Annotated in this window: 26 protein-coding genes and 1 pseudogene; 10 read left to right on the forward strand and 17 right to left on the reverse strand. The window is 40.4% G+C overall.

From position 1 onward, the window contains the following. Positions 1 to 26: 26 nt before the first annotated feature. The 8 genes from FCN14_RS05675 to rpsF form a co-directional block, all read right to left on the reverse strand. A complete protein-coding gene (locus FCN14_RS05675; RefSeq protein WP_138430169.1) occupies positions 27 to 485 on the reverse strand; it encodes an ExbD/TolR family protein in 459 nt (152 codons plus the stop codon). Positions 486 to 497: 12 nt separating this feature from the next. Next, entirely contained in the window at positions 498 to 1,049 is a 552-nt protein-coding gene (locus FCN14_RS05680) for a biopolymer transporter ExbD (protein ID WP_138430171.1), read from the reverse strand. Between the two features lie 17 nt (positions 1,050 to 1,066). Then, positions 1,067 to 1,336 carry a hypothetical protein gene (locus tag FCN14_RS05685; protein WP_246043105.1) on the reverse strand — a complete coding sequence of 90 codons (270 nt, stop codon included), beginning with the start codon at positions 1,334 to 1,336 and terminating at the stop codon, positions 1,067 to 1,069. 48 nt (positions 1,337 to 1,384) lie between these two features. Next, the gene (locus tag FCN14_RS05690) at positions 1,385 to 2,101 is read right to left on the reverse strand and encodes a MotA/TolQ/ExbB proton channel family protein (RefSeq protein WP_138430175.1); all 717 of its coding nucleotides are present in this window, start codon (positions 2,099 to 2,101) and stop codon (positions 1,385 to 1,387) included. Positions 2,102 to 2,260: 159 nt separating this feature from the next. After that, entirely contained in the window at positions 2,261 to 4,261 is a 2,001-nt protein-coding gene (locus FCN14_RS05695; RefSeq protein WP_138430178.1) for a protein-disulfide reductase DsbD family protein, read from the reverse strand. Between the two features lie 31 nt (positions 4,262 to 4,292). Further along, a complete protein-coding gene (gene rplI, locus FCN14_RS05700; protein WP_138430722.1) occupies positions 4,293 to 4,736 on the reverse strand; it encodes a 50S ribosomal protein L9 in 444 nt (147 codons plus the stop codon). A 33-nt stretch (positions 4,737 to 4,769) separates the two neighbouring features. Continuing rightward, positions 4,770 to 5,021, reverse strand: a complete 252-nt coding sequence (gene rpsR / locus FCN14_RS05705) for a 30S ribosomal protein S18 (protein WP_138430180.1) — start codon at positions 5,019 to 5,021, stop codon at positions 4,770 to 4,772. A 31-nt stretch (positions 5,022 to 5,052) separates the two neighbouring features. Further along, positions 5,053 to 5,436, reverse strand: a complete 384-nt coding sequence (gene rpsF, locus FCN14_RS05710; RefSeq protein ID WP_138430181.1) for a 30S ribosomal protein S6 — start codon at positions 5,434 to 5,436, stop codon at positions 5,053 to 5,055. Positions 5,437 to 5,934: 498 nt separating this feature from the next. On the opposite strand from rpsF, the gene FCN14_RS15995 reads away from it, so the two are divergent. The 8 genes and pseudogenes from FCN14_RS15995 to FCN14_RS05745 all read left to right on the forward strand — a co-directional run bounded on the left by FCN14_RS15995 (position 5,935) and on the right by FCN14_RS05745 (position 9,057). Beyond that, positions 5,935 to 6,123, forward strand: coding sequence for an ECF-type sigma factor (locus FCN14_RS15995; RefSeq protein ID WP_138430183.1), 189 nt, complete (start codon positions 5,935 to 5,937; stop codon positions 6,121 to 6,123). A 20-nt stretch (positions 6,124 to 6,143) separates the two neighbouring features. Next, positions 6,144 to 6,284, forward strand: coding sequence for an ECF-type sigma factor (locus FCN14_RS16070; RefSeq protein ID WP_138430723.1), 141 nt, complete (start codon positions 6,144 to 6,146; stop codon positions 6,282 to 6,284). Next, a pseudogene (locus FCN14_RS16000) lies at positions 6,239 to 6,505 on the forward strand (ECF-type sigma factor); the annotation flags it as partial. The gene FCN14_RS16070 and the pseudogene FCN14_RS16000, both read left to right, overlap by 46 nt. A gap of 322 nt (positions 6,506 to 6,827) precedes the next feature. Continuing rightward, a complete protein-coding gene (locus tag FCN14_RS05730; protein WP_138430187.1) occupies positions 6,828 to 6,995 on the forward strand; it encodes a hypothetical protein in 168 nt (55 codons plus the stop codon). 95 nt (positions 6,996 to 7,090) lie between these two features. Continuing rightward, a complete protein-coding gene (locus FCN14_RS16075) occupies positions 7,091 to 7,291 on the forward strand; it encodes a protein kinase domain-containing protein (protein ID WP_350354172.1) in 201 nt (66 codons plus the stop codon). Between the two features lie 7 nt (positions 7,292 to 7,298). Further along, positions 7,299 to 7,646, forward strand: a complete 348-nt coding sequence (locus FCN14_RS16005) for a protein kinase domain-containing protein (protein ID WP_138430192.1) — start codon at positions 7,299 to 7,301, stop codon at positions 7,644 to 7,646. Between the two features lie 117 nt (positions 7,647 to 7,763). Next, positions 7,764 to 7,919 carry a hypothetical protein gene (locus FCN14_RS15715; RefSeq protein WP_171032827.1) on the forward strand — a complete coding sequence of 52 codons (156 nt, stop codon included), beginning with the start codon at positions 7,764 to 7,766 and terminating at the stop codon, positions 7,917 to 7,919. A gap of 16 nt (positions 7,920 to 7,935) precedes the next feature. Continuing rightward, positions 7,936 to 9,057 (forward strand): tetratricopeptide repeat protein, encoded by a 1,122-nt coding sequence (locus FCN14_RS05745; protein ID WP_138430194.1) that lies wholly within the window; start codon positions 7,936 to 7,938, stop codon positions 9,055 to 9,057. Positions 9,058 to 9,466: 409 nt separating this feature from the next. Here FCN14_RS05745 and FCN14_RS05750 read toward each other — a convergent pair whose 3' ends face one another. From FCN14_RS05750 to FCN14_RS05780, 7 genes are all read right to left on the reverse strand, one after another. Beyond that, the gene (locus FCN14_RS05750) at positions 9,467 to 10,915 is read right to left on the reverse strand and encodes an NADH-quinone oxidoreductase subunit N (RefSeq protein ID WP_138430196.1); all 1,449 of its coding nucleotides are present in this window, start codon (positions 10,913 to 10,915) and stop codon (positions 9,467 to 9,469) included. Between the two features lie 8 nt (positions 10,916 to 10,923). Beyond that, the gene (locus tag FCN14_RS05755; RefSeq protein ID WP_138430199.1) at positions 10,924 to 11,211 is read right to left on the reverse strand and encodes a 4a-hydroxytetrahydrobiopterin dehydratase; all 288 of its coding nucleotides are present in this window, start codon (positions 11,209 to 11,211) and stop codon (positions 10,924 to 10,926) included. Positions 11,212 to 11,215: 4 nt separating this feature from the next. Next, positions 11,216 to 12,823 (reverse strand): complex I subunit 4 family protein, encoded by a 1,608-nt coding sequence (locus tag FCN14_RS05760; protein WP_138430201.1) that lies wholly within the window; start codon positions 12,821 to 12,823, stop codon positions 11,216 to 11,218. 13 nt (positions 12,824 to 12,836) lie between these two features. After that, the gene (gene nuoL / locus FCN14_RS05765; RefSeq protein WP_138430204.1) at positions 12,837 to 14,858 is read right to left on the reverse strand and encodes an NADH-quinone oxidoreductase subunit L; all 2,022 of its coding nucleotides are present in this window, start codon (positions 14,856 to 14,858) and stop codon (positions 12,837 to 12,839) included. Positions 14,859 to 15,119: 261 nt separating this feature from the next. Further along, positions 15,120 to 15,422, reverse strand: a complete 303-nt coding sequence (nuoK, locus tag FCN14_RS05770; protein WP_138430207.1) for an NADH-quinone oxidoreductase subunit NuoK — start codon at positions 15,420 to 15,422, stop codon at positions 15,120 to 15,122. Then, positions 15,419 to 15,937, reverse strand: a complete 519-nt coding sequence (locus FCN14_RS05775; RefSeq protein ID WP_138430209.1) for an NADH-quinone oxidoreductase subunit J family protein — start codon at positions 15,935 to 15,937, stop codon at positions 15,419 to 15,421. Before FCN14_RS05775 ends, nuoK begins: the two co-directional genes overlap by 4 nt. A gap of 119 nt (positions 15,938 to 16,056) precedes the next feature. Beyond that, the gene (locus tag FCN14_RS05780) at positions 16,057 to 16,872 is read right to left on the reverse strand and encodes an undecaprenyl-diphosphate phosphatase (protein ID WP_138430211.1); all 816 of its coding nucleotides are present in this window, start codon (positions 16,870 to 16,872) and stop codon (positions 16,057 to 16,059) included. A gap of 84 nt (positions 16,873 to 16,956) precedes the next feature. On the opposite strand from FCN14_RS05780, the gene FCN14_RS05785 reads away from it, so the two are divergent. Both FCN14_RS05785 and FCN14_RS05790 read left to right on the forward strand, forming a co-directional pair. Further along, positions 16,957 to 17,964 carry an AAA family ATPase gene (locus FCN14_RS05785; protein WP_138430212.1) on the forward strand — a complete coding sequence of 336 codons (1,008 nt, stop codon included), beginning with the start codon at positions 16,957 to 16,959 and terminating at the stop codon, positions 17,962 to 17,964. A gap of 169 nt (positions 17,965 to 18,133) precedes the next feature. Next, positions 18,134 to 18,388, forward strand: coding sequence for a hypothetical protein (locus FCN14_RS05790; protein WP_138430214.1), 255 nt, complete (start codon positions 18,134 to 18,136; stop codon positions 18,386 to 18,388). Positions 18,389 to 18,472: 84 nt separating this feature from the next. Here FCN14_RS05790 and rpsA read toward each other — a convergent pair whose 3' ends face one another. Together rpsA and cmk are read right to left on the reverse strand one after the other, a co-directional pair. Continuing rightward, on the reverse strand, positions 18,473 to 20,482 hold the full coding sequence (rpsA, locus tag FCN14_RS05795) for a 30S ribosomal protein S1 (RefSeq protein WP_138430216.1): 2,010 nt from the start codon (positions 20,480 to 20,482) through the stop codon (positions 18,473 to 18,475). Between the two features lie 79 nt (positions 20,483 to 20,561). Beyond that, positions 20,562 to 21,218, reverse strand: coding sequence for a (d)CMP kinase (cmk, locus tag FCN14_RS05800; RefSeq protein ID WP_138430218.1), 657 nt, complete (start codon positions 21,216 to 21,218; stop codon positions 20,562 to 20,564). Between the last annotated feature and the right edge of the window lie 98 nt (positions 21,219 to 21,316).

A 21,316-nucleotide genomic window follows, 5' to 3' on the forward strand; every position in this document is an offset into this window, starting at 1 on the left:
AAATTTAAGTGAACAAAAATTAAAAATTAGCCACCGCCAGGTTGTTCCTGCTTCGTAGAATAATTTACCCGAAGGGTACCTGCTTCACGGAGCTCTTCCTGAATATCGGTTACTTTACCGAATTCAGCCTCATCGTGTACACGTAGCGACACAATAAGTCTCGGTTCTTCTTTCAACTTATCGTACATTATGTTACGAACAGCAGAAACGTCATCGATAATCGAATCATCGATCTGGATTTTAACTGGTCCCAGTTTATTTCCAGATAACTTCTGCGGTCCTACATAGATGTAGCTAACAAGTCGTTTCTGTTCAATTTTTTCAATGTTTTCTGCTTCAGTAAAGTCTACCTTTACCTGTAATGTAACCTCACGAAGTACCGTTGTCACCATAAAGAAGATGAGCAACATAAATACTACATCAGGCATTGCGGATGTAGGTACATCCTGACTTGTTTTGGCAGACTTTTTCTCAAAATGTCCCATAATTAAATACTCTTATTGATTGGGCTCTGCGATTGAAATTTTCTTAGGATACATGTCTTGTATCTTTTTCTGCTTCTCACTGCCTTCATCCAGCCTTTTATATGGAACCCCATAATTAGACTGTGAAGCTTGGTTTCGAAGCTCGGCATAAGCGCCCATCACTTCATCAAGCATATTGATATAAACATTGTAGGGCGTTGCCCGTTGTGTTTTAATCGATACAATTGCTTTATCGGGTGAATCCGATAAACTAGGATCTTGTCCCCTGTTGGTTACAAAATCCTTCAATTTCTGCTTGACCTGTGTAACAGGCGTTGGTTCTGTTTCCTCTGTCCCCATCAATACTTGCCCTTGCTCGTTCACAAGGATTTTCATCATGTTTCTCTTTTTAATTGGTGGGGGTTCCTGTTCTTCTTCAGGAGCCGGAGGTAACTGTAAACCAATACCCGTATCAACATCAATAGTTGTTACAAGCAGGAAGAAGATAAGTAACAGGAAGGCAATATCTGCCATTCCCGCACCACCGACTTCCGGGTCTTCTCGTTCTCTATCTCTTCCAAACATGGTTAAGTCCTAAATGGTTATAGATTAAAAGTACCGCGAAGGCCGGTAAGTAGCATAAACAAAAACATTACAGCCATCATAAATAACATGGTACCAACTGCTGCTTCAGTGACGGTTCCAGCGATTCCAAAAGCGGCACCGAAAACGACAAAAGGAACAAGCATAGAAATTATCTTTTTCCGGTCCTGCTTGCCTTTAATCATGCTTTGGATCCCGGAAACAACCATTCCTATCACGCCAAGCGCAATCAATCCCAAGCCTAAACCTAGTGCTATAGATACAATCATAATATTAGGTAAGAATTCGTTAAAAAGGTAGTAATTGTCAGACTTATTTTATTCTTCTGCTTCTCCAGAAGTATCTACAATCTGCTCACCTTCTTTGAGCATAACAATAGAGTCAATAAGCGTGATAGAACTTTCTTCCATCTCAGAAATCAGACGATCAATTTTAGAAACACAGTAATTATAACCAATCTGGAGAATAATACCTGCGAGAAGTCCACCTGCAGTTGTCAAAAGTGCTACCTTAATACCACCGGCAACAAGAGTAGGTGAAATATCACCAGCTTCTTCAATTGCATCAAAAGCCTGAATCATTCCTACTACAGTACCGAGGAATCCAAGCAGCGGTGCAATGGCAATAAAGAGAGATAGCCAAACAAGACCTCGCTCAAGGAAACTCATTTCGATAGAGCCATAAGCGGATATTGCTTTTTCAGCAGCTTCGATACCTTCGTCAACACGCATCAACCCCGCTTGGAATACAGAAGCAACAGGCCCTCGTGTTTCAGCACAAAGTTCTTTTGCAGCAGAAACTCCACCTTCTTGGAGAGCTTCTTGCACATCAACAATAAACTTTCGTGTATCAATATCAGCTAGATTTAAGGTGATAATACGCTCCAGGAAAATGGCCAAACCTAAAATCAAGGCGACAAGGACCGGCCACATAAAACCACCCTCATTACCTTCATTAAATTTTTCAACTAGTAAATTAAAAAATCCTTGGTCCACTCCTGCTTGAAGGAAGAAGAGAGTTATAGACGTTGTCATACGATTACTCCGATTAAATTATATTAGTTATCTGTTAATAAGGGCTCACAAAGATGCAAAATGATAGATCATTTTCGCTAAAATGTCAAAGAAGGGAGATCCTTTTTTAAAATAAACTTTTTGTATTAAAAACTTTAACAAATTAGGTGTATTCAGAACTTAATTAATTCCGGTTTGAAACCCACTATTTCTTTTCCCGTACTGTTGCAGTCCAGCATCTAGAAATTGCTGAAACTCATCTTTATCAGCATAACCTATTAGCTGTTCCAGAATTGTTTCATTTTCTGGGTCCAAAACCACATACGTAGGTAATGCAACTGTACCTGTAAGTTCAAACTGAAATCGTTGATTCGCTGGTCCTTCAGATCCATCATCCGTATATAAACGCACCTGCTGCATTTTTGCAAATCGTTTTTTTATTGATTCTCGAGGAAACACATTGGTTTCCATTGCCCGGCAATTGGTGCAAGTATAGCCTGTAAAGTCAATGAATAAAGGTTTATTTTCTTTAACTGCCTTTTCACGTGATTCTTCATAGTTACTCGACCACATTTCAGATTCCGAAGAATTGGCAGAACCGCCTCCAACCTGTGCGAAAGAACGTACTACACTCACATCTGTTGCTTGTTTTGGAGGTAACCAAGCATCCCAGATACCCAGGGATGCCCCCATCAATCCGGGGATCAAATAAAAGCTGAATAATATAAAAGGCATAGCCAACATCAGGCGCCCGGTTCCGATCTGTTTCGGTTTGGTATCGTGATTAATAGAATACATTCCGAGAACATATAATCCTGCTAATAGGAAAATAGCAATCCATGCTGCAATAGCAAATGGTCGTGAAACCAACCCCCACTCCCAAACTAAGTCAGCATTGGATAAAAACTTAATTGCTGCAGCTAACTCTATGAAACCTAAAAGAACTTTTACAATATTCATCCACGATCCACTCTGGGGTAACGATTCCAGCCATCGGGGAAAGAGTGCAAAAATAACGAAGGGACTCGCAAATGCCGCCGAGAAGCCCGCCATACCTATAATGGGATAAAACCACTCTCCTCCCGTAGTAGCAGCTAATACTCCCCCTACAAAAGGTGCTGTACATGAAAATGACACGGCACTAATAGTTAATGCCATAAAGAGAATTCCAATAAGCCCTGAACTTTCATTACTTTTTTGGTTTAGCCAATTGGTCAATTGGTGAGGAAGGCGTAATTCAAAGGCTCCCAACAAACTGACAGCAAAAACTACCAATACGAATGCAATAAAGAGATTAACCCACGGGTTTGCAGCAAACTGGTTAGCCCCTGAAGCCCCTAAAATCAAAGCTAATAAAGCCCCCAAAATAGTAAAGGTCAGAACAATAGCTAGTCCAAAGCCAAGAGCCTGCCATACTGCCTTCCCACTCCCCCCCTCTCCTTCTTTCTGTTTCGAAAAGAAAGAAACCGTTAATGGGATCATTGGAAACACACAAGGAGTTAAAAGTGCTGCAAAACCGGCTGTTAATGCGATCCAAAGAAATGAAAACACACCACTACTTCCTAACCCACTGCTTGAAGCAGTACTACTACCTATTGATCCATCGCTTTTGGAGGAAGAACCTGTAGCTGTTAAAGATTCTTCGCCTTGATCTTCCGTTCCTGCTTGTTCAAAATCCTGGTATGGTTTATCAGAAACCCCTTCAATAGTTATTGAATGGGTAATAGATTTTGTTTTAGGAGGCAGGCAGACCTTATCATCACAAACCTGATAAAGAACTTCAAGATCGATCATTGCCGAACCGGAAACATCTTCTCGAAATGCTACTGGAACAGTAAAGGTAGCCTTACTTGTGTGCCATCCCAGCTCGGTATTAAAGTTCGGGTCCATTTCTATTACTGGTTCCGATTCTGTAACAGTCCCGGCTACAGCCATCTTTTTGTTGGCGGAAGAAAACTGGGTGGGATAGGGCCCTGCGTCAGGGTCATTGGCTACAGAGTAGAGGTGCCACTTTCCATCAATAGAAGCTTTAATGGTCAGGTCAAACACCTCCCCCGCCTTCACTGTTTCAGGAGCATCTGTTACCGAATATGAGACAGGATCTAACATCTGTCCTTGAACAAAAAATGGGGATAACACCATTACGATGATCCCCATTATCTTACTAATCGAATTTTTCATTACCAAGAGGTTAAATTGAACGCAAAGCGCTTTATTTTTTAACCACCCAAACTTTAATCTGTGCTTTAATCTCACTAATTAAAGTAACAGTGGCGGTGTATTCACCTAATGTTTTGATGTCTTGGTCTAGTTCAATCTTACGCTTATCGACGTTAATATCTCGTTCTTCCAGTGCATCTGCAACGTCTTGATTGGTTACTGAACCGTGAATCCGTTCATCTTCTCCTACAGCAACAGGAATTGTTACCGAAGTAGTTTCCAGACGCTCTGCCAATTCCTGAGCATTTTCTACTGTAACTTCAGCACGACGTTCTGCTTGTTCTTTCATTGTTTCAACCTGCTTGAGAGCACCGTCGGTGGCCATAATTGCCTTTCCTTGGGGTATCAAGTAGTTGCGGCCGTATCCGGCTTTTACTTCTACGATGTCGCCGGCATCACCGAGCTTATTAACATCTTCTCTTAAAATTAACTTCATGTATTTATTAGCCATGGGAATAGAAAATCTTTGTTATCGAAGGTTATCTGCTACATATGGAATCAAACCGAGGAATCGTGCTCGCTTAATAGCTCGCGACAACTGGCGCTGATATTTAGCACTCGTTCCGGTTACACGACGGGGAAGAATCTTTCCCTGATCATTCATAAAACGCTGTAGCAAATCAGTGTTTTTATAGTCGATATATTCAATGCCCGCTTTCGAAAACTTGCACTCACGGGTCTTAATATGCCCTTTCTTTGGGTGTGATGGATTCTTAATCATAATAGAAAATTGTTGTATTTATTGAGATAAATTAATCTTCGTCGTTTTCTTCTTCATCTTGCTCTTCGACAAAGACCGGAGGTACTTCATTTTTACGCTGCATTTCACGATGACGCAACATTTTAGCATCATACTTCAACGTTAGATAACGCATAATATGATCATCAATGCGAAGTGCTCGTTCTAACTTCTCAATAAGTTCTCCGGGCGCAGTAAAATAAGCGTTTACGTAATAGCCGCTGGACTTATTATCCATTTCAAACTCAAACTTGCGGATTCCCCATTCATCAACTTCATCAATCTCACCATCATTATCTCTGATAAACTTGGTGAATTTTTCGACGATACCTTCATACTCATCGTCTTCTAGAACGGGACTTATTATATATGTTAATTCGTAATAGTTTCTACTCATAGGATATGTTTTCCTTTGGTTGTTCCTTAATTGAAACAGCCGACGTGGTGACTTTCACTCGTCAGCAGGCACGCAAAAATAAGCTTTTTTAATGCTAATTCCAATCCCTAAAATTCAATAACCATCGCTATTCTAAGGGTCGTAATGTCAGTATCGCCTGCAGGGTACTTTTTAGAAAAAAGCATTTTTTGACTTTAAACTTCATTTCCAGTTTAATTAGTATGATGTTATTGAAAGTTTTTTTCTAGAACTTGCTCTTTATACCCCGATTATTTTGATTCACAGGTAGGATCAAAGCATCATAAATAATACGTTGGCTAACTATTTTTACAATCCCTGTAATGGGATTTAAAAACTTTTAAGTATCATGGGCAGCCATTCCCTGTTTGAACAGGGTGCTACTCTATTTTCGCTGGATATTATTGGAGGTCTCACCAAAGTTAAATCTACGTCCTTAAAAATAGATATAAGAGAATTTCCAAACACAAAATATTTTCAATGGCAGACTCCTCTCAAATAACTCAGCTTTTAAATGACATTGAAGAAGGTTCTGAAGAAACATATAACGAACTTTTTCCCCTAGTCTACCAGAAGCTCAAGCAGCTGGCTTATTCTAACTTACAAGATGAAAGAGACGATATTACTTATACCAAGACTGCTCTTGTTCATGAAATGAAGTATATCTAAAACTAGTACAGCAAGGAGAGCTGAAAGTAGCCAATAAAAATCACTTTTTGGCTATCGCCGCGCGTTGCATGCGACAAATACTTGTTGACCATGCCCGTAAAAACAGGCAGAAAAAAGGGGAGCCGACAACCGGGATATTACGTTCATCGATGAGCTGTTAAAAGTACAAGAAGAATCTGAGCATATAGTTGAGTTGGACAAAAAACTCAAAGAACTTGGGGAAATAGATGAACGAATGGCCCAGATTGTCACACTTCGTTTTTTGGGACAGATGACGGTCTATTCCACAGCCAAAGCATTGGATATATCGGAATGGACGGTAAAACGAGACTGGGCTAAAGCACGCGGATGGTTATATAAAGAATTAAAATCGGGGTTATAACAAAAATCATTTCCATGAATAAATAAGAGTGGAAAGAGATCTATGAGATTCTTGACACGGCCTTAGACTTAGATAAAAATAAAAGACTTACCTACATCCAAAAGCGATGCCAGGGAGTACCAAAACTCAAAAAAAAAGGTAACCGCTCTTCTAGAATCAATTGATAAATCTGGCACTGAAGAGTTTTTAGAGGAACCTCAAGCCTTTCCCAATCATTTAGCTGCTGATTTTTCAAAACACAATAAAAAAAGATCAAAAACCTTCCTTAATTAGAGATATAATAGGAAATTACAAGATTATCGAACTGATCGACCATGGGGGAATGGGATCAGTTTTTTTGACAGAACGGGTTGTTGGAGCCTACAATAAGAAAGTAGCGTTAAAACTACTACAACGTGGTATGAGCACCCCGTCTAATATTGCTCGATTTAAACGTGAACGAAATATACTAGCCAGCCTTAACCATCCTAATATTGTAAAAACTTCTTGACGGAGGCGTTACTGATAACGGACTACCTTATCTCGTCATGGAATACATTGAAGGTATTCCACTCCTGGAGTATTGCCAAAAGCATCAACTCCCTTTTGGACAAGCGGCTACAGTTGTTTCAAACAGTATGTCAGGCTGTAAAACATGCACATAGAAATGCCATAATCCATCGTGATTTAAAACCCTCTAATATTTATGTCACCGACAGCGGCACCGTAAAAATACTTGATTTCGGTATTGCTAAACTTCTAGTACAAAGATTCCGGAGATGCACTTTTATTAAGAACGCGCACTAGTGACCATATGCTTACCCTGGGTTATGGTGCCCCGGAACAGTTTAGTAATGAAGCAATTACTACAGTAACTGATACTTATACTCTGGGGATACTTCTATATGAGCTGCTAACCGACAAGCATCCTTTCAATATCAAAGATAAAAAGCCATCGCGGATTGAGAATTTAATTCTCAGAAAATCTCCTGAAACCCCATCAAAAAATATTCAAAAACTAAGCAAAGATGAACGAACAGAGATTGCATCACTCAGAGATACGACACCTTTATCTTTGATTCAAACGCTTACAGGAGATCTTGACGCCTTGGTAATGGAAAGCATGGCGCAAAGAATTCAAGGATCGGTATCCTTCGGTTGAACAACTGCTTGAAGACCTCAACAGGTACAATCAATTCCTCTTATCGCTCAACGTGATACATTTCAATACAGGATCAAAAAATTTGTTAGTCGAAACAGTCGTATTATTGTAGCTTCAATGCTAGCTATTGTTACAATAGTTGGATTGGGGATATATCATATCAACACAATTGAAGAAGAGCGTCAGATTGCTGAAATGGAGGCGCAAAAAGCCCAAACTGTTACGGAAGTATTAGGTCGAAATATTCAGGACATCCAATCCTCGTTCCACTGATTATGAAGGCAAGAATTTGTCGGCGAAAGAACTGCTCACTAATTCCAGTAATACCATCACCGATGATCTTCAAGATCGACCTGATGTTTATGTGAAAGTACTCTTAGCCAAAGGGGAAGTTTTAAAAGGCATTGATGCATACCAAGAAGCGGAATCTAACTATCGTAAAGCGTTAGAGTGGAGTTCTGAAACAACTCATCCAATTGAAAATAAAGTAAAAACCAATGTGCTCCTTGGGGATTTGTACACAGATTGGAATAAAGGCCAGCAGGAGACTGTGGAATTTGCTCAAAGGGCTCATAACCAACTGAAAAACATGGAATCCCCACCGCCTGCTTTGAAAGCTTCCGTTATAGGTCTCCGGGCTCATGTAATCTCTTCAGAATTGAAAGATTACGAAAAAGGTAATCTATATTTCGAAAAAGCGGATAGCATTTATAAAAAGGCAGGTTTAGATCAATCCTATGAATATATGAACATGCTCACCGGTTATGGCCGAACACTTCTCTATGTCTTCAATTTCACAAAGTCAGAGCAAGTACTGTTAAAGTCAAATCGAATACATCGAAAGACCTTGGATCGTCCCACCCTCACGGTAGCGGAAAATTACAAATTCTTGGGGTGGACAAATCGAAAGTTAGGTAATTTTGAACAATCAAACCGGTATTTCAGGAAATCGATTGCATTAAAACAAAAATTAACTGGTGAGGAAACACTACAAACCGCCATTCCGATGTATCACCTTGCTCGGAACTATACACTCTCCGGAGAGTACGAAAAGTCGGAACGTTTGGCCAAGCAAGTCTTGCAAATATATCAGAAAAACCTAGAGCCGGGTAATCAATATATTTTGCAAGCCAAAAATTATATAGGAACTGCAAAATACCATCTCGGAAATTATTCCGCAGCCGAACGGTCACACAAGGATATCATCAAACAGAGTAACCAAGCCATGCATAAAGCCGGAGTTAAGCCGAACTTAGCATTAGTCTATCAGCACACCGATCGCTTAAATGAGGCGATTACCTTGCTTGAGGAAAGTATCAACGTGAATGAGAAGTATTTGGATCATCAGAGTCGGGTTGTAGCCGTAGATATGATTAAATTAGCCGCCATTTACCGGGAGCTGGATAAATAGGATCAGGCAGAAAATTATTTTGACCAAGCTAAATCAATACTGAAAAAAGAGGTGGCAGCTAATCACTACCGCATGGGTGAATTTCATTTGCGATACGGTAGATTAAAATTAGAAAGCGGTCACTAAAAACAAGCAAGCAATCATTTTAGCAAAGCCTATACTATATTTCGCGATTGCTTCGGTGAGGAAAGCCCCAGAACGCAACAGGCTCAATCCCAATTGATAGCCCTTGGGCAGGCGTAAGACTCTGCATTTTCTTTACAGTAAAGCGCCTGATGGGGAAGGTTAAATTTGCCTATTTCACACAGGTTAACTTATGAATTATCGTTTTGGAGTTTACCTCCCAGCTATAAATATGGGGAAAGCAAATCAAAAGGTTGAGCTACCCGATTATTAATCATAAAAATACTTAGCCACCAATTAATGCAACCCAATCGTTGGTATAATAGGAAGTAATAAGATTATGCAAATCACCAAATGCAATGCCAAAATACACCGTTAAAACGGCGAGCACAATCAATGTAGAACGGAATAATAATCCTGACTGTACAAGAGGTACATCTTTATGAGGCTCACGGAAATACATATAAACCATAGGACGCAGATAGTAGTACACACTTGCAGCACTTGCAAGTACACCAATAATAGCCAGTGCTATATATCCTGCGTCAATAGCCGCAGCAAAAACCATGTATTTTCCAATAAACCCTACAAATGGCGGTATGCCGGCTAATGAGAATAGGAAAAAGGAAAGCAACACTCCCATAAGCGGGCGTTTAAAACCAAGTCCGGCATAGTTGTTTACATCAGTAAAGTCGAGTCCTTGTTGACGTTCATAATATGCTACTACACCAAAAGCACCAACGTTCATGATGGTATAAGCTAACAAGTAAAAGAGCACCGCACTATAACCTGCGGTAGTACCTGCAGCCAATCCTACCAATAAGTAACCGGCATGAGCTATACTGGAATAAGCGAGCATTCTTTTGATATTGTCTTGGACAAGGGCAATAAGATTGCCTAATATCATCGTAAGAATAGCAATAACTTCAATTACTTCTCCCCACTCTGCTGTTTCTGCCGGAATCATCTTGGAAAGGATGATCATGAGTGCAATAAAAGAGGCTGACTTTGAAGCTGTGGCCATATAAGCCGTGAGTGTAGTCGGTGTCCCCTGATAAACATCGGGCGTCCACATATGGAAAGGTACAGCAGAAATCTTAAAGAAAAATCCAGTTAGCAGTAACGCCGCCCCGGCTACAAATAAAAGATCGGTACTGGCTGCTTCAGCGATAGCAGGTAGCGATAGTGAGCCTGTAGCACCATACAAAAGAGCCATTCCATAAAGTAAGAAACCCGTAGAAAATGCTCCCAGTAGAAAATATTTTAGTGACGCCTCGGCTCCGGTTTTTCGCTGCTTAAATATTCCTGCAAGCACATACAGGCAAATAGACATTGTTTCTACCCCTATAAAGATCATGACAAGATCGTTGGCACTGGCCAAAGCGACCATTCCCGTTGTAGCAAAAAGTACCATCGCATACACTTCACCAAAATCGTGGTCTATGGCACTTAAGTATTCTCTGGATATCAATACACAAAACAGAGAACCAAAAAGAATAACAGCATTACCAAAAGCAGTAACACCGCCATACGTTATCATGCCGGAAAAAGCGATACCAGCAGGTTCGAACATATCAATTACTGACAATACCAGTGCGGCCAATAATGACACTACGGAAAGACCGTAAATGGCATCATGATCATCTTTATAAGAATCAATGACAATTCCGATAAGTCCGGCAACACCAACAATGATGCCGGGTAAAAAAGCGTTTATATCGTGTAAGTAATCCATGCAGCTAATTAGTTATACAGTGACTCGATGGTTTTTGCGAGCGTAATATCTTTTTCGGTAACTTTTCCGCCGGCATCATGTGTACTCAGCGAGATGTTAACCGTATTATAAACATTAAAGATTTCTGGGTGATGAACCTGTTCTTCAGCTTCAAAGGCGATACGATTAATAAAAGCTATCGCATCACGAAAATTATCAAAACCAAACTCCTTGCTGATCTTATCATTCGCATGTTCCCAATCAGAGAGACCTCCAAGTTCATCTGCAATCTTGTCGTCAGAAAGTGGTTCAGCCATTGTACTATCTGTTTTTAGTTTTAGATGCTAATTCATCTGTAACATCATACAATGTTGAAGCCCATTGCGGTAGTTCCTGAGAGTTTGCGGAACGTTTAATTGCCATTCTTTTTTCATTGGATGATTCAAGCAGCTCCTGAACTTGTGCTTCAGAGTACTGGGTGAAATCAAGAGGCCTGATACCAATCCAAACCATAAAAATCACTAATGGCACCAAGAGTCCGATTTCTCGTGCATTCAGATCTACCAGTTTTTCATTTTTCTCATGCTTCAACGGACCAAACATTACGCGTTGATACATCCAAAGCATATAAACCGCTGCTAAAATCACTCCCAAAGCGGCGAATACTACAAAAGCATTTTGCGGAAGTACTTCAGAGCTAAAGGTTCCATTAAGAATCAAGAACTCACCAATAAATCCGTTTAATCCGGGTAACCCAATAGATGCAAGGGTTGCGATCATAAACATAACCGCAAAGACGGGAACAACCTTAGCTATGCCACCGTAGTCTTTGATTTGCCGTGTATGGGTGCGGTCATAAATCATTCCTACAATCAGGAATAACGCTCCTGTTGAAAGACCGTGATTAATCATTTGAATAAGTGCTCCCTGAACAGCAATAGTATTAAAGGCAAAGAGTCCCAACACTACAAACCCAAGGTGACTAACTGAGGAATAGGCTACCAGTTTTTTTACATCTTTCTGTACCATTGCAACCAAGGCACCATAAATAATTCCGATCACTGCCAATGTTGCCATATATGGAGCAAATTCTACGAACGCATTGGGGAACAATGGCAAACAAATGCGCAACAGTCCATATGTTCCCATCTTCAACATAATAGCTGCTAACACTACCGAACCGGCTGTTGGCGCTTCTGTATGCGCATATGGCAACCAGGTATGGAAGGGGAATAGCGGAACCTTAATACAAAAGGCTAAGGAAAAAGCTAAGAAGAGATAGGTTTGTTCGACCAATCCAATTTGGTAGGTATCTCCGGAAAGGAATCTCCAGTCAGTAGTAAATTGATATCCATCAATAAAGGTACCTGCATCGTAGCCCACATAAATCAAGCCTACAAGCATGATCAGTGAACCTACCAGGGTATAAATGAAAAATTTAACAGTAGCATGAATTCGGTTTTTGCCGCCCCAGATACCGATCAGGAAATACATTGGTATCAGTGAGAGTTCGAAGAATACATAAAAAACAATCAGGTCGAGCGAAGCGAAGACTCCCATTGAGGCCGTTTGCAGCAACAGTAACATTGAATAATAACCCGCCAAATGCTTTTTAACAGAATCCCAAGAAGATAGAATTACTATGGGCCCCATAAGGGTAGTTAACATAAACAAAAGCAGGCTCAATCCGTCAAGCCCCAGCAGATACTTTATATCGAGCCCAGTCAATAAGGGATTACCCTCTGTTAAATATTGCGCCGTAGCTGAATTTGCAATATCGAAGTTAAACAGTAGTGGCAGCGATAATGCAAAAGTCGCCGTTGTGACGATCAAGCTTATCCATTTAGTAGCTTTGTCACTGCGGGCAGCCAAAATTGCGGCGATCCCTACTAGTGGTAAATAAATACAAATATTTAAGAGTAACTCCATTATCAATTCTTTTTTACAGGATCAACATACTTAGTACAATAATAACTCCAAGAACAAGAGCCAGCGCATAACTGCTGGTAACACCGGTTTGGATATATCGGAAGACACTTCCGAAAAGTCGGACAACACCCCCGACCGTATTCACAATACCATCAACAATCTTCATATCAAACTTTGCAAGACCTTTCTCCGACATTCGAACAACAGGATCAACAACAACGCCTTCATAAAACTCATCAATACTGTATTTTTCTTTCCAGGTTTGATACAGGGTACCAAAGCGATTTGCGAGCTTGGCATCCGATTCTTCAGTATCTCCGCTCCCATACATTCGATAAGCAATAAATACACCGGCAACAGCAATACCAATTGATATAAACATCAGTATCCATTCTGCTGAGTGTGAAAGGGTAAGTCCATAATCAGCCGTTACATTGTACAGCCAATTGTGCAGAAGATTAATATGCTCTTCTTGGTGCGTAAATGTAGCAAGCAAGAAGTTCGGTACCCCTAGGAACCCACCGAAAACTGATAGTCCGCCAAGTGTCCAAAGCGGTATCGTCATGGTCTTGGGACTTTCATGCAGATACTTCTCTGCCCCGGCTGCTTCACTAATTTTCTCCGGCAATTTAAACGATCCGTTAAATGTACCAAACGTAAGACGGAACATGTAGAAGGCGGTCAAAAATGCGGTCACAATGCCTACCCCCCAAAGAAGCAGGTACAATGTACCGGCAAATTCACCGAAACCAGCATTGAAAGTGAATGCTAAAATTTCATCTTTTGAGAAAAAACCAGCCAGTGGCGGTATACCTGAAATCGCAATAGTTGCAATCAAAAATGTTTTATACGTAGAGGGCATATACTCTTTAAGCCCACCCATAAAGCGCATATCCTGCGGGTCGAAATGCACATCTTTACCTTCATCATGTAAACCATGCTCTACATGTTCCATAGCATGAATAACAGAACCTGAACCCAAAAAGAGACAAGCTTTAAAAAAGGCATGTGTCACAACGTGGAACATAGCAGCAGTAAAAGCACCGGATCCCAATGCCAGGAACATATACCCCAGCTGAGAAACAGTAGAATAGGCCAGTACCCTTTTAATATCGTTCTGTGTAATGGCAATAGTAGCAGCAACAATTGCGGTCAAGGCTCCTACAACAGCAATAATCATCATTATTTCCGGTGACATTACAAACATCTCTGACATTCTGGAGATCAGATATATTCCAGAAGTCACCATTGTAGCTGCGTGAATAAGAGCAGAAACAGAGGTCGGCCCTGCCATCGCATCAGGCAACCAAACAAAAAGAGGTATCTGTGCACTTTTACCGGTAGCCCCTATGAGCATTAATAATCCAATCCAAAACGTATCATCTGCTGGTATGGACTCAAGATTTGCGAGTACTACATCAAAATCGAGACTCCCGACATGTTGGAACGTCAGAAACATAGCAATGAGGAAAGCGAAATCTCCTACCCTGTTATACCAAAAGGCTTTGCTTCCTGCTGCGGAGTTTGCCATATCGGTATACCAGAACCCGATCAACAGGTATGAACAGAGACCTACCCCCTCCCAACCTAAGAAAAGCAGCAGCATATTATCTGCCAGCACGAGGTTGAGCATGGCGAAAATAAAGAGATTCAAATAGGCAAAGAATTTCCAATACCCCTCATCGTGCCACATATAACCGATAGAATAAAGGTGGATTAAAAACCCTACCCCCGTTACTACCAAAGCCATCATGACCGAAAGCTGATCCAATTGATAGGCGATATCTACACTAAAAGATCCAACCTCAATCCAGGTAAAAAGTTCAGCGAATATCGGTTCCGACCCCTGCCCCATATTTACGAAGAAATAAACGGCTATGGCAAAAGGAATAAAGACTGCGAGATTGGAAATGGCCCCTATAAGCCCCTTCTTATTACGAAAAGAATCGGAATATAGCCCCAAAAGGCCATTGATCAGAAATCCCAAAAGCGGGAAGAGAATAATAAGCGTTGTAAGCGTAGTTGCAGAATCCATTAACTATGATCTTTCAGATTTGTATCCTCATACAATTTTCGGCCCAAATGTAGCCAATACCCTAAATTTTCCCAAGGGTAAATTCACAAGTGGCAAAGATACAAAAAAGTGAGTGAAGGTAAAGGGTTTTATTGCTGTTTAGACCCATTTTATAAACAAGGAATTCTCTTTCCCGGGATTCCCCAGTAAGACCTGTCTAAATAAAAAAAGACGACCCTGAATAAGGCCGTCTTTTCGTTAAATAAAAATTTTAAAATCATATTACCAACGCAGTAGATTAATCTTACTGATATCCACTGAAAGATTGTTTCGAAAGATAGCAATGATTATTGCAAGTCCCACTACGGCCTCTGCTGCTGCAATAGCAAGCGAAAAAAACACCAATATTTGCCCATCAACATTTCCATAGTGACTGCTAAATGAAATCAACGATAAGTTTACCGCATTTAACATCAATTCTACGCACATAAAAATTACGATGGCGTTTTTACGAATCAAGACGCCAATAACACCAATGCAAAACAGTAGCGCACTGAGCGCCAAAAACCAATCAATACCTATCATTTATTACCCTCAGTTCTAACTTTGTGTTGTGCTATCATTATCGCTCCATTCATGGCCGCTGTAAGGAGCATAGCAATTATATGAAAAGGAAGTATATACTTTGAAAAGAGCACATCCCCTATAGCTTCTACCGTTCCGGCAGTGGCCATTTCAGAAGAAACAGTAGGCAATGTATCAGAAAAACTGCCTATGCTAAATAGTATCTGTGCAAAAACACCTACTCCAAGTAAGAAAGCCACAAAATACTTTAACCGTAACTTGCTGAAGAGACTCGTTTCCTCATCAACATTCAAGAGCATAATTACGAATAAAAACAGTACCATTATGGCACCGGCATATACCAGCACCTGAATTATTGCTAGGAATTGTGCCTGTAGCAATAAAAATAATCCTGCCAGAGAAATCATATTCAGTACCAGGAAAAGTGCGCTATTGACGGTATTTTTGCTGATTACCATCATCAGCGCTGAAGCAACGGCTAAGACAGCCAGAAAAATGAAGAAATACGTAATCATATTTATCTATTTATTTTGGTGGCTTCAAAGGTAGATAAAATTAAAAACCTCATCAACAAAAAAGCGAATTTGTTTCCATTCTTTATAAGACCTTTCCAAAGAACACTCCCCCTTGCTCATTACCAGAAATAAATAAGCCCGCAGATTCCCACAATCCAACAATACCATGCAAAAGGATGGATTCCTTTAGTGCGTAGTAAGATAATCAGATATTTTAAAGCAATATATCCTGATACAAATGAGGTGACAAAACCGATAATCAGATCCCAAAAAGCGGCCATTGGAATTCCCATCTCAATCATTGTCTTGAGTTCCAGGAGCATAGCACCGGCAATAACAGGGATAACCATTAAGAACGAAAAGTTTGCTACCTTTTCCCTTTGTATCCCTAAGTAGAGCCCCAACGAAATCGTTGAACCCGACCGACTTATACCCGGTAAAATTGCACAAGCCTGAGCGAGGCCAATCCCAAAAGCGCTACCGGCACTTAAATGGTTCGTAAACTTTGTGCGATACTTGGTAGCATACAAAATCACTCCTGTTACCAAGAGCATAATTGAAACCATAAATGGATTTAAAAACACATTCTCAATAGTATCTTTCAGTGTCAGCCCTACAATTAATGCAGGAATCATACTCAATAAAATAAACCCTGTAAGTTTGATGTTACTATCAGTAGATACTTTATTAGAGAATTCTGAAGGACTTAGCAGTAACGACCATATTGAGCCAAGTATATTTCCTATTTTTTCATGATAATAAATAAGAATACTACACAAGGTGCCAAAGTGTACAACAACTTCAAATGTAATACTTTTATCCAGCTCTCCACCAAGTAAGGCCTCCCCTAACACCAGGTGTCCCGAACTGCTGATAGGCAGAAATTCTGTTAATCCCTGAATAAGTCCTAATAAAAAAGAATCTATGATTTCCATTTATTACCTTTAGCCATTTATATTAAAGCGAAAGAAAATAGTTATAACTCATTTGAATTCTAAATTAACAATTGAACTTCTGCTATGGAGAACCCCTCAACATCAGTAGATATGCAAGAACTGGGTAAAAAAATAGAAAAGTCCAGTGCCTTCATTGAAAATATTTACAGAGAATTAGATAAAGTTATTGTCGGTCAGCGCTATATGATAGACCGGCTGCTTATTGGGTTACTATCTGATGGTCACGTGCTGCTCGAAGGGGTACCAGGCCTTGCCAAAACTCTAACTGTATCATCGCTGGCACAAGTAATAAACACTAAATTTCAGCGACTGCAATTCACCCCCGACCTGTTACCTGCCGACCTTATAGGTACGCTTATTTACAACCAAAAAGAGGCCGAATTTACGGTAAAAAAAGGACCTATTTTTGCAAATATTATTCTGGCGGATGAGATAAACCGATCTCCCGCGAAAGTGCAAAGCGCGCTCCTCGAGGCCATGCAGGAACAACAAGTAACAATTGGGGAAGAAACGTTTAAACTTGATGACCCCTTCTTGGCTTTAGCTACCCAAAACCCTGTAGAGCAAGAGGGAACCTATCCCCTTCCCGAAGCCCAGGTTGATCGTTTTATGATGAAAATTAAGATCGATTATCCTAATGAAAGTGAAGAACTTGAAATTATGCGTCGGATGGCTAAAACCGGTGCTCAAGAAGAATTAAAACCGGTTATAACGGTCGATAAAGTTTTGGAAGCCCGAGAAGTTATTAATGAAATATACATTGATGAGAAAGTTGAACAGTATATTATAGACCTGGTTTTTTCAACAAGAAATCCCGAGAAATATAATATGGATGACCTAGCTGACCTCATTAACTTTGGTGCTTCTCCCCGTGCATCTATAAACTTAAATTTGGCAGCCCGTGCTCATGCCTTCATGGAACATCGTGCCTATGTAACGCCCGAAGATGTACGAACCATAGCTATGGATGTTCTTCGCCACCGCATCATTCCAACCTTCGAAGCCGAAGCAGAAAACATCACATCCGAAGACCTTATAGATAAAATCATGTCTTCGGTACAGGTTCCATAGTAATTTCCTTCCTTTTAGCATTTAAAGTCCGTAAGGTTTATTACATAACCATAGACATCTGCTGTGTATGGTTGTGTAAAACTAAGCCTTACGGATTTTCTATTTTTAATTTGCTAGTATTCCAATCGCTTTATTATTTAGTATTACTAGTTAATTCAATCCACTTTTTATGGATATCAATTTTGTCTCTCGCAAAGACATCAATATTTCCAAGAAGAGTTCCTCCAAATATAAACCTCTACTTGATGCTATTAGGAAGTTAGAACCAGGGGGAAAAGCAATACAGGTTTCTTATGATGAAAAAGCAGAACTAAGCTCAATGCGCAATGTCATCTATAGTCATAATAGACAACAAAATGACAACGTTAAAAGCAGTAAACACCCTGACAAAAAAGTGGTTTTTTTCTTTTTAGAAGATAAGTAGTCTTAAAACTTTCAGTAAAAGAAAAGGCCCAGCGTAATTGCACGCTGGGCCTTTCTTAATTTATGTCAAAGAGTAACTTCAGAATTACTCCTCTTGGTCATCAGCCTCTTTTTCAGCTTCTTCGGCTTTTGCTTGCTCACGGAACTTCCGTGCAGCTTCTTCCTTCTGCTTATCAACCATCTGCTGCTTAAGATCAGCAAGACCAGACATTTCACCAAGTGTTGGTGTGCCTGTCTCGGTTGAGGATTTCTTTTGACTGCTACCTTCAGGCTTGCTACGCTCTTTCTTCTCTTTGGAAGAGTCAGCTTTCTCAACATCTTGCTCTCGCTGACTAAGCGTAATATTCTTGTTGGATTCATCCAACTCAATTACAAATGCTTCTACGCTGTCGCCATCTTCAAAGATTTCTGATGGTTCCCCATCTTCTTCTGTTTTGCTAGCGGGCAAGAAGCCTTCAAGTCCGTAAGGTAGAGAAACAAAGGCGCCTTTATCTGTTGTCTTAACAACTTCGCCTTCAACCTTGTTAGTTCCGCTGTATTCTTCTGCGAACTGCTCCCAAGGGTTCTCTTCAATCTGCTTGTGACCAAGCGTAATTCGACGATTTTCAAAGTCTATCGCCAGAATAATAACTTCGATCTCTTCATCCTTGTCAATAACCTCGTTCGGATGGTTGATCTTCTCAGTCCAACTCAAGTCAGAAATATGGATAAGTCCATCGATACCTGGTTCGAGTTCAACAAACACACCAAAGTTGGTGAGGTTTCGAACAGTTCCTGTATGCTTGGATCCAACAGGATAACGCTTGTCGATATCTTCCCAAGGATCTTTCTCGAGCTGTTTAACACCAAGAGAAATTTTCTTCTCCGGCTCATTTACATTAAGTACCACACAATCGATGATATCGTCCTTGCTTACCAGCTGTGATGGATGTTTAATATGCTGTGTCCACGACATTTCACTAATGTGGATAAGCCCCTCAACACCTTTCTCAAGCTCAATAAACGCACCGTAATCAGCGATAGAAACAACACGACCCTGTACTTGAATGTTTTCAGGGTACTTAAGATCAATCTCGTTCCATGGATGCGGCTGCAACTGCTTAAGTCCAAGCGATACTCGCTTAGAGTCTTCATCAAAGTCGATAACAGCAACATTAAGTCGTTGGTCCAGAGAAACAATTTCTTCGGGATGCTCAACACGTCCCCACGAAAGATCGGTAATATGCAAGAGGCCGTCGACACCACCAAGATCGATAAAGACACCGAAATCGGTAATATTTTTGACGATACCTTCGAGTACCTGACCTTCTTCGATAGTAGAAAGGATCTCTTCACGCTGCTCTTCGAGATCAGACTCGATAAGTGCACGGTGAGATACCACAACATTTTCTGCCGACATGTTGAGTTTAACAACCTGGAACTCCATCGTTTTACCCACATAAGCATCAAAATCTCTTACCGGACGTACATCAATTTGTGATCCGGGCAAGAACGCATCGATACCCATGATATCGGCAACCATACCGCCTTTAATACGACGTTTAATGTGTCCTTCAATAACTTCGCCGGTCTCAGCAGCTCGTTCAATTGTTTCCCAAGCATGCAGAATATCAGCCTTACGACGAGAAAGGATGAGTTGCCCTTCCTGATCTTCTACCTTATCAAGGAATACATCAACTTCATCACCTGGTTCAAGTTCTTCAACCAGTTCATCAGGAAATTCATTTGCCTGTACAATTCCTTCGGATTTAAATCCGATATCAACAATTACATAATCTTCATCTACAGAAACGACACGACCCGTAACAATCTCTTTTTCTTCAATCTCATTGAGCGTGTCTTCATACATGTCTGCAAGCTGATGAAACTCTTCATCGCTGTAATCTTCCGATGCAGCCTGCAATTGATCATAAGTATAGGTTTTTTCGCCCTCTTCAACATCGCCGGAGAATGAAGCAATTTCTTCTGATTCCGGTTCCACGCGTACTTCTTCTTCGGTGGTAGGGTCTATAGCAGTTTCTTCCGTAACCTCTTCTTCGGCTACTGTTGCCTGCTCTTCTTCGTTAGTTTGTTCTTGTTTAGGTTCGTCTGTCATTATGTGTTTTAGTTAAAATTACCGCAGCCCGAATAATTCGGGATGGGATTAGTGTTAGTATTATAATTTACAGTTGTATTCAAAATTCAATCCTTTGTTTCACTTCCAAACAAATTTGATCGACCTGTTGTTCAAATGTCAAACCCGTCGTGTCAATTTCAATGGCATCTTCCGCCTTTTTCAGTGGATCAGTCTCACGTTTTTCATCTTTCTGATCGCGCCGAGCAATACTTTCTTTCACCTGCCTAAACGTTAGATCAGGGTTTTTATCTTTTCGCTCATCAAAACGCCGTCGAGCACGTTCATCCAGATCTGCCCACATATAAAATTTCAATTCTGCATTTGGGAAAACTGCTGTTCCCAAGTCTCGTCCTTCTGCTATATACGCACCATCTTTTACTACTTCGCGCATTAGCTCATTAACAAATGCCCTTACATCAGGCATCGCTGCTACTTCACTCACATTCTCAGCAACAGCTTCTGTTCGTATATCATCGGTAACTGATTTACCATCTATCGCTATGTGAAACAGCTGATTACGATAATAAAATGAGATATCTTTCTTATCTAATAAATTAAAGAACGCTTCCTTATCACAGTCCGCTTCTAAATAAATGAGCGTTGCTGCTCGGTATAAGGCCCCTGAATCCAGGTATTCAATATTTAACCTGTTTGCTATGGCTCGTGCTGTAGAACTTTTTCCTGAGCCTGCTGGCCCATCGATCACTATGATCATAACCGAAAGTCTCCTAAATTACCCTTCTTTTATTAAATTTTCAATGATTTCTTGTATAACATTACCAGAAATTTTAACTTTGACGTCTTTCTGATCAT

It is taken from the genome of Fodinibius saliphilus, from assembly GCF_005869845.1.
Lineage (GTDB): Bacteria > Bacteroidota > Rhodothermia > Balneolales > Balneolaceae > Fodinibius > Fodinibius saliphilus.

Coding starts and splice junctions, on each gene's coding strand:
- FCN14_RS05675 (WP_138430169.1), bottom strand. CDS start 485: ATGGGACATTTTGAGAAAAAGTCTGCCAAAACAAGTCAGGATGTACCT.
- FCN14_RS05680 (WP_138430171.1), bottom strand. CDS start 1,049: ATGTTTGGAAGAGATAGAGAACGAGAAGACCCGGAAGTCGGTGGTGCG.
- FCN14_RS05685 (WP_246043105.1), bottom strand. CDS start 1,336: ATGATTGTATCTATAGCACTAGGTTTAGGCTTGGGATTGATTGCGCTT.
- FCN14_RS05690 (WP_138430175.1), bottom strand. CDS start 2,101: ATGACAACGTCTATAACTCTCTTCTTCCTTCAAGCAGGAGTGGACCAA.
- FCN14_RS05695 (WP_138430178.1), bottom strand. CDS start 4,261: ATGAAAAATTCGATTAGTAAGATAATGGGGATCATCGTAATGGTGTTA.
- rplI (WP_138430722.1), bottom strand. CDS start 4,736: ATGAAGTTAATTTTAAGAGAAGATGTTAATAAGCTCGGTGATGCCGGC.
- rpsR (WP_138430180.1), bottom strand. CDS start 5,021: ATGATTAAGAATCCATCACACCCAAAGAAAGGGCATATTAAGACCCGT.
- rpsF (WP_138430181.1), bottom strand. CDS start 5,436: ATGAGTAGAAACTATTACGAATTAACATATATAATAAGTCCCGTTCTA.
- FCN14_RS15995 (WP_138430183.1), top strand. CDS start 5,935: ATGGCAGACTCCTCTCAAATAACTCAGCTTTTAAATGACATTGAAGAA.
- FCN14_RS05730 (WP_138430187.1), top strand. CDS start 6,828: ATGGGATCAGTTTTTTTGACAGAACGGGTTGTTGGAGCCTACAATAAG.
- FCN14_RS16005 (WP_138430192.1), top strand. CDS start 7,299: ATGCTTACCCTGGGTTATGGTGCCCCGGAACAGTTTAGTAATGAAGCA.
- FCN14_RS15715 (WP_171032827.1), top strand. CDS start 7,764: ATGCTAGCTATTGTTACAATAGTTGGATTGGGGATATATCATATCAAC.
- FCN14_RS05750 (WP_138430196.1), bottom strand. CDS start 10,915: ATGGATTACTTACACGATATAAACGCTTTTTTACCCGGCATCATTGTT.
- FCN14_RS05755 (WP_138430199.1), bottom strand. CDS start 11,211: ATGGCTGAACCACTTTCTGACGACAAGATTGCAGATGAACTTGGAGGT.
- FCN14_RS05760 (WP_138430201.1), bottom strand. CDS start 12,823: ATGGAGTTACTCTTAAATATTTGTATTTATTTACCACTAGTAGGGATC.
- nuoL (WP_138430204.1), bottom strand. CDS start 14,858: ATGGATTCTGCAACTACGCTTACAACGCTTATTATTCTCTTCCCGCTT.
- nuoK (WP_138430207.1), bottom strand. CDS start 15,422: ATGATAGGTATTGATTGGTTTTTGGCGCTCAGTGCGCTACTGTTTTGC.
- FCN14_RS05775 (WP_138430209.1), bottom strand. CDS start 15,937: ATGATTACGTATTTCTTCATTTTTCTGGCTGTCTTAGCCGTTGCTTCA.
- FCN14_RS05780 (WP_138430211.1), bottom strand. CDS start 16,872: ATGGAAATCATAGATTCTTTTTTATTAGGACTTATTCAGGGATTAACA.
- FCN14_RS05785 (WP_138430212.1), top strand. CDS start 16,957: ATGGAGAACCCCTCAACATCAGTAGATATGCAAGAACTGGGTAAAAAA.
- FCN14_RS05790 (WP_138430214.1), top strand. CDS start 18,134: ATGGATATCAATTTTGTCTCTCGCAAAGACATCAATATTTCCAAGAAG.
- rpsA (WP_138430216.1), bottom strand. CDS start 20,482: ATGACAGACGAACCTAAACAAGAACAAACTAACGAAGAAGAGCAGGCA.
- cmk (WP_138430218.1), bottom strand. CDS start 21,218: ATGATCATAGTGATCGATGGGCCAGCAGGCTCAGGAAAAAGTTCTACA.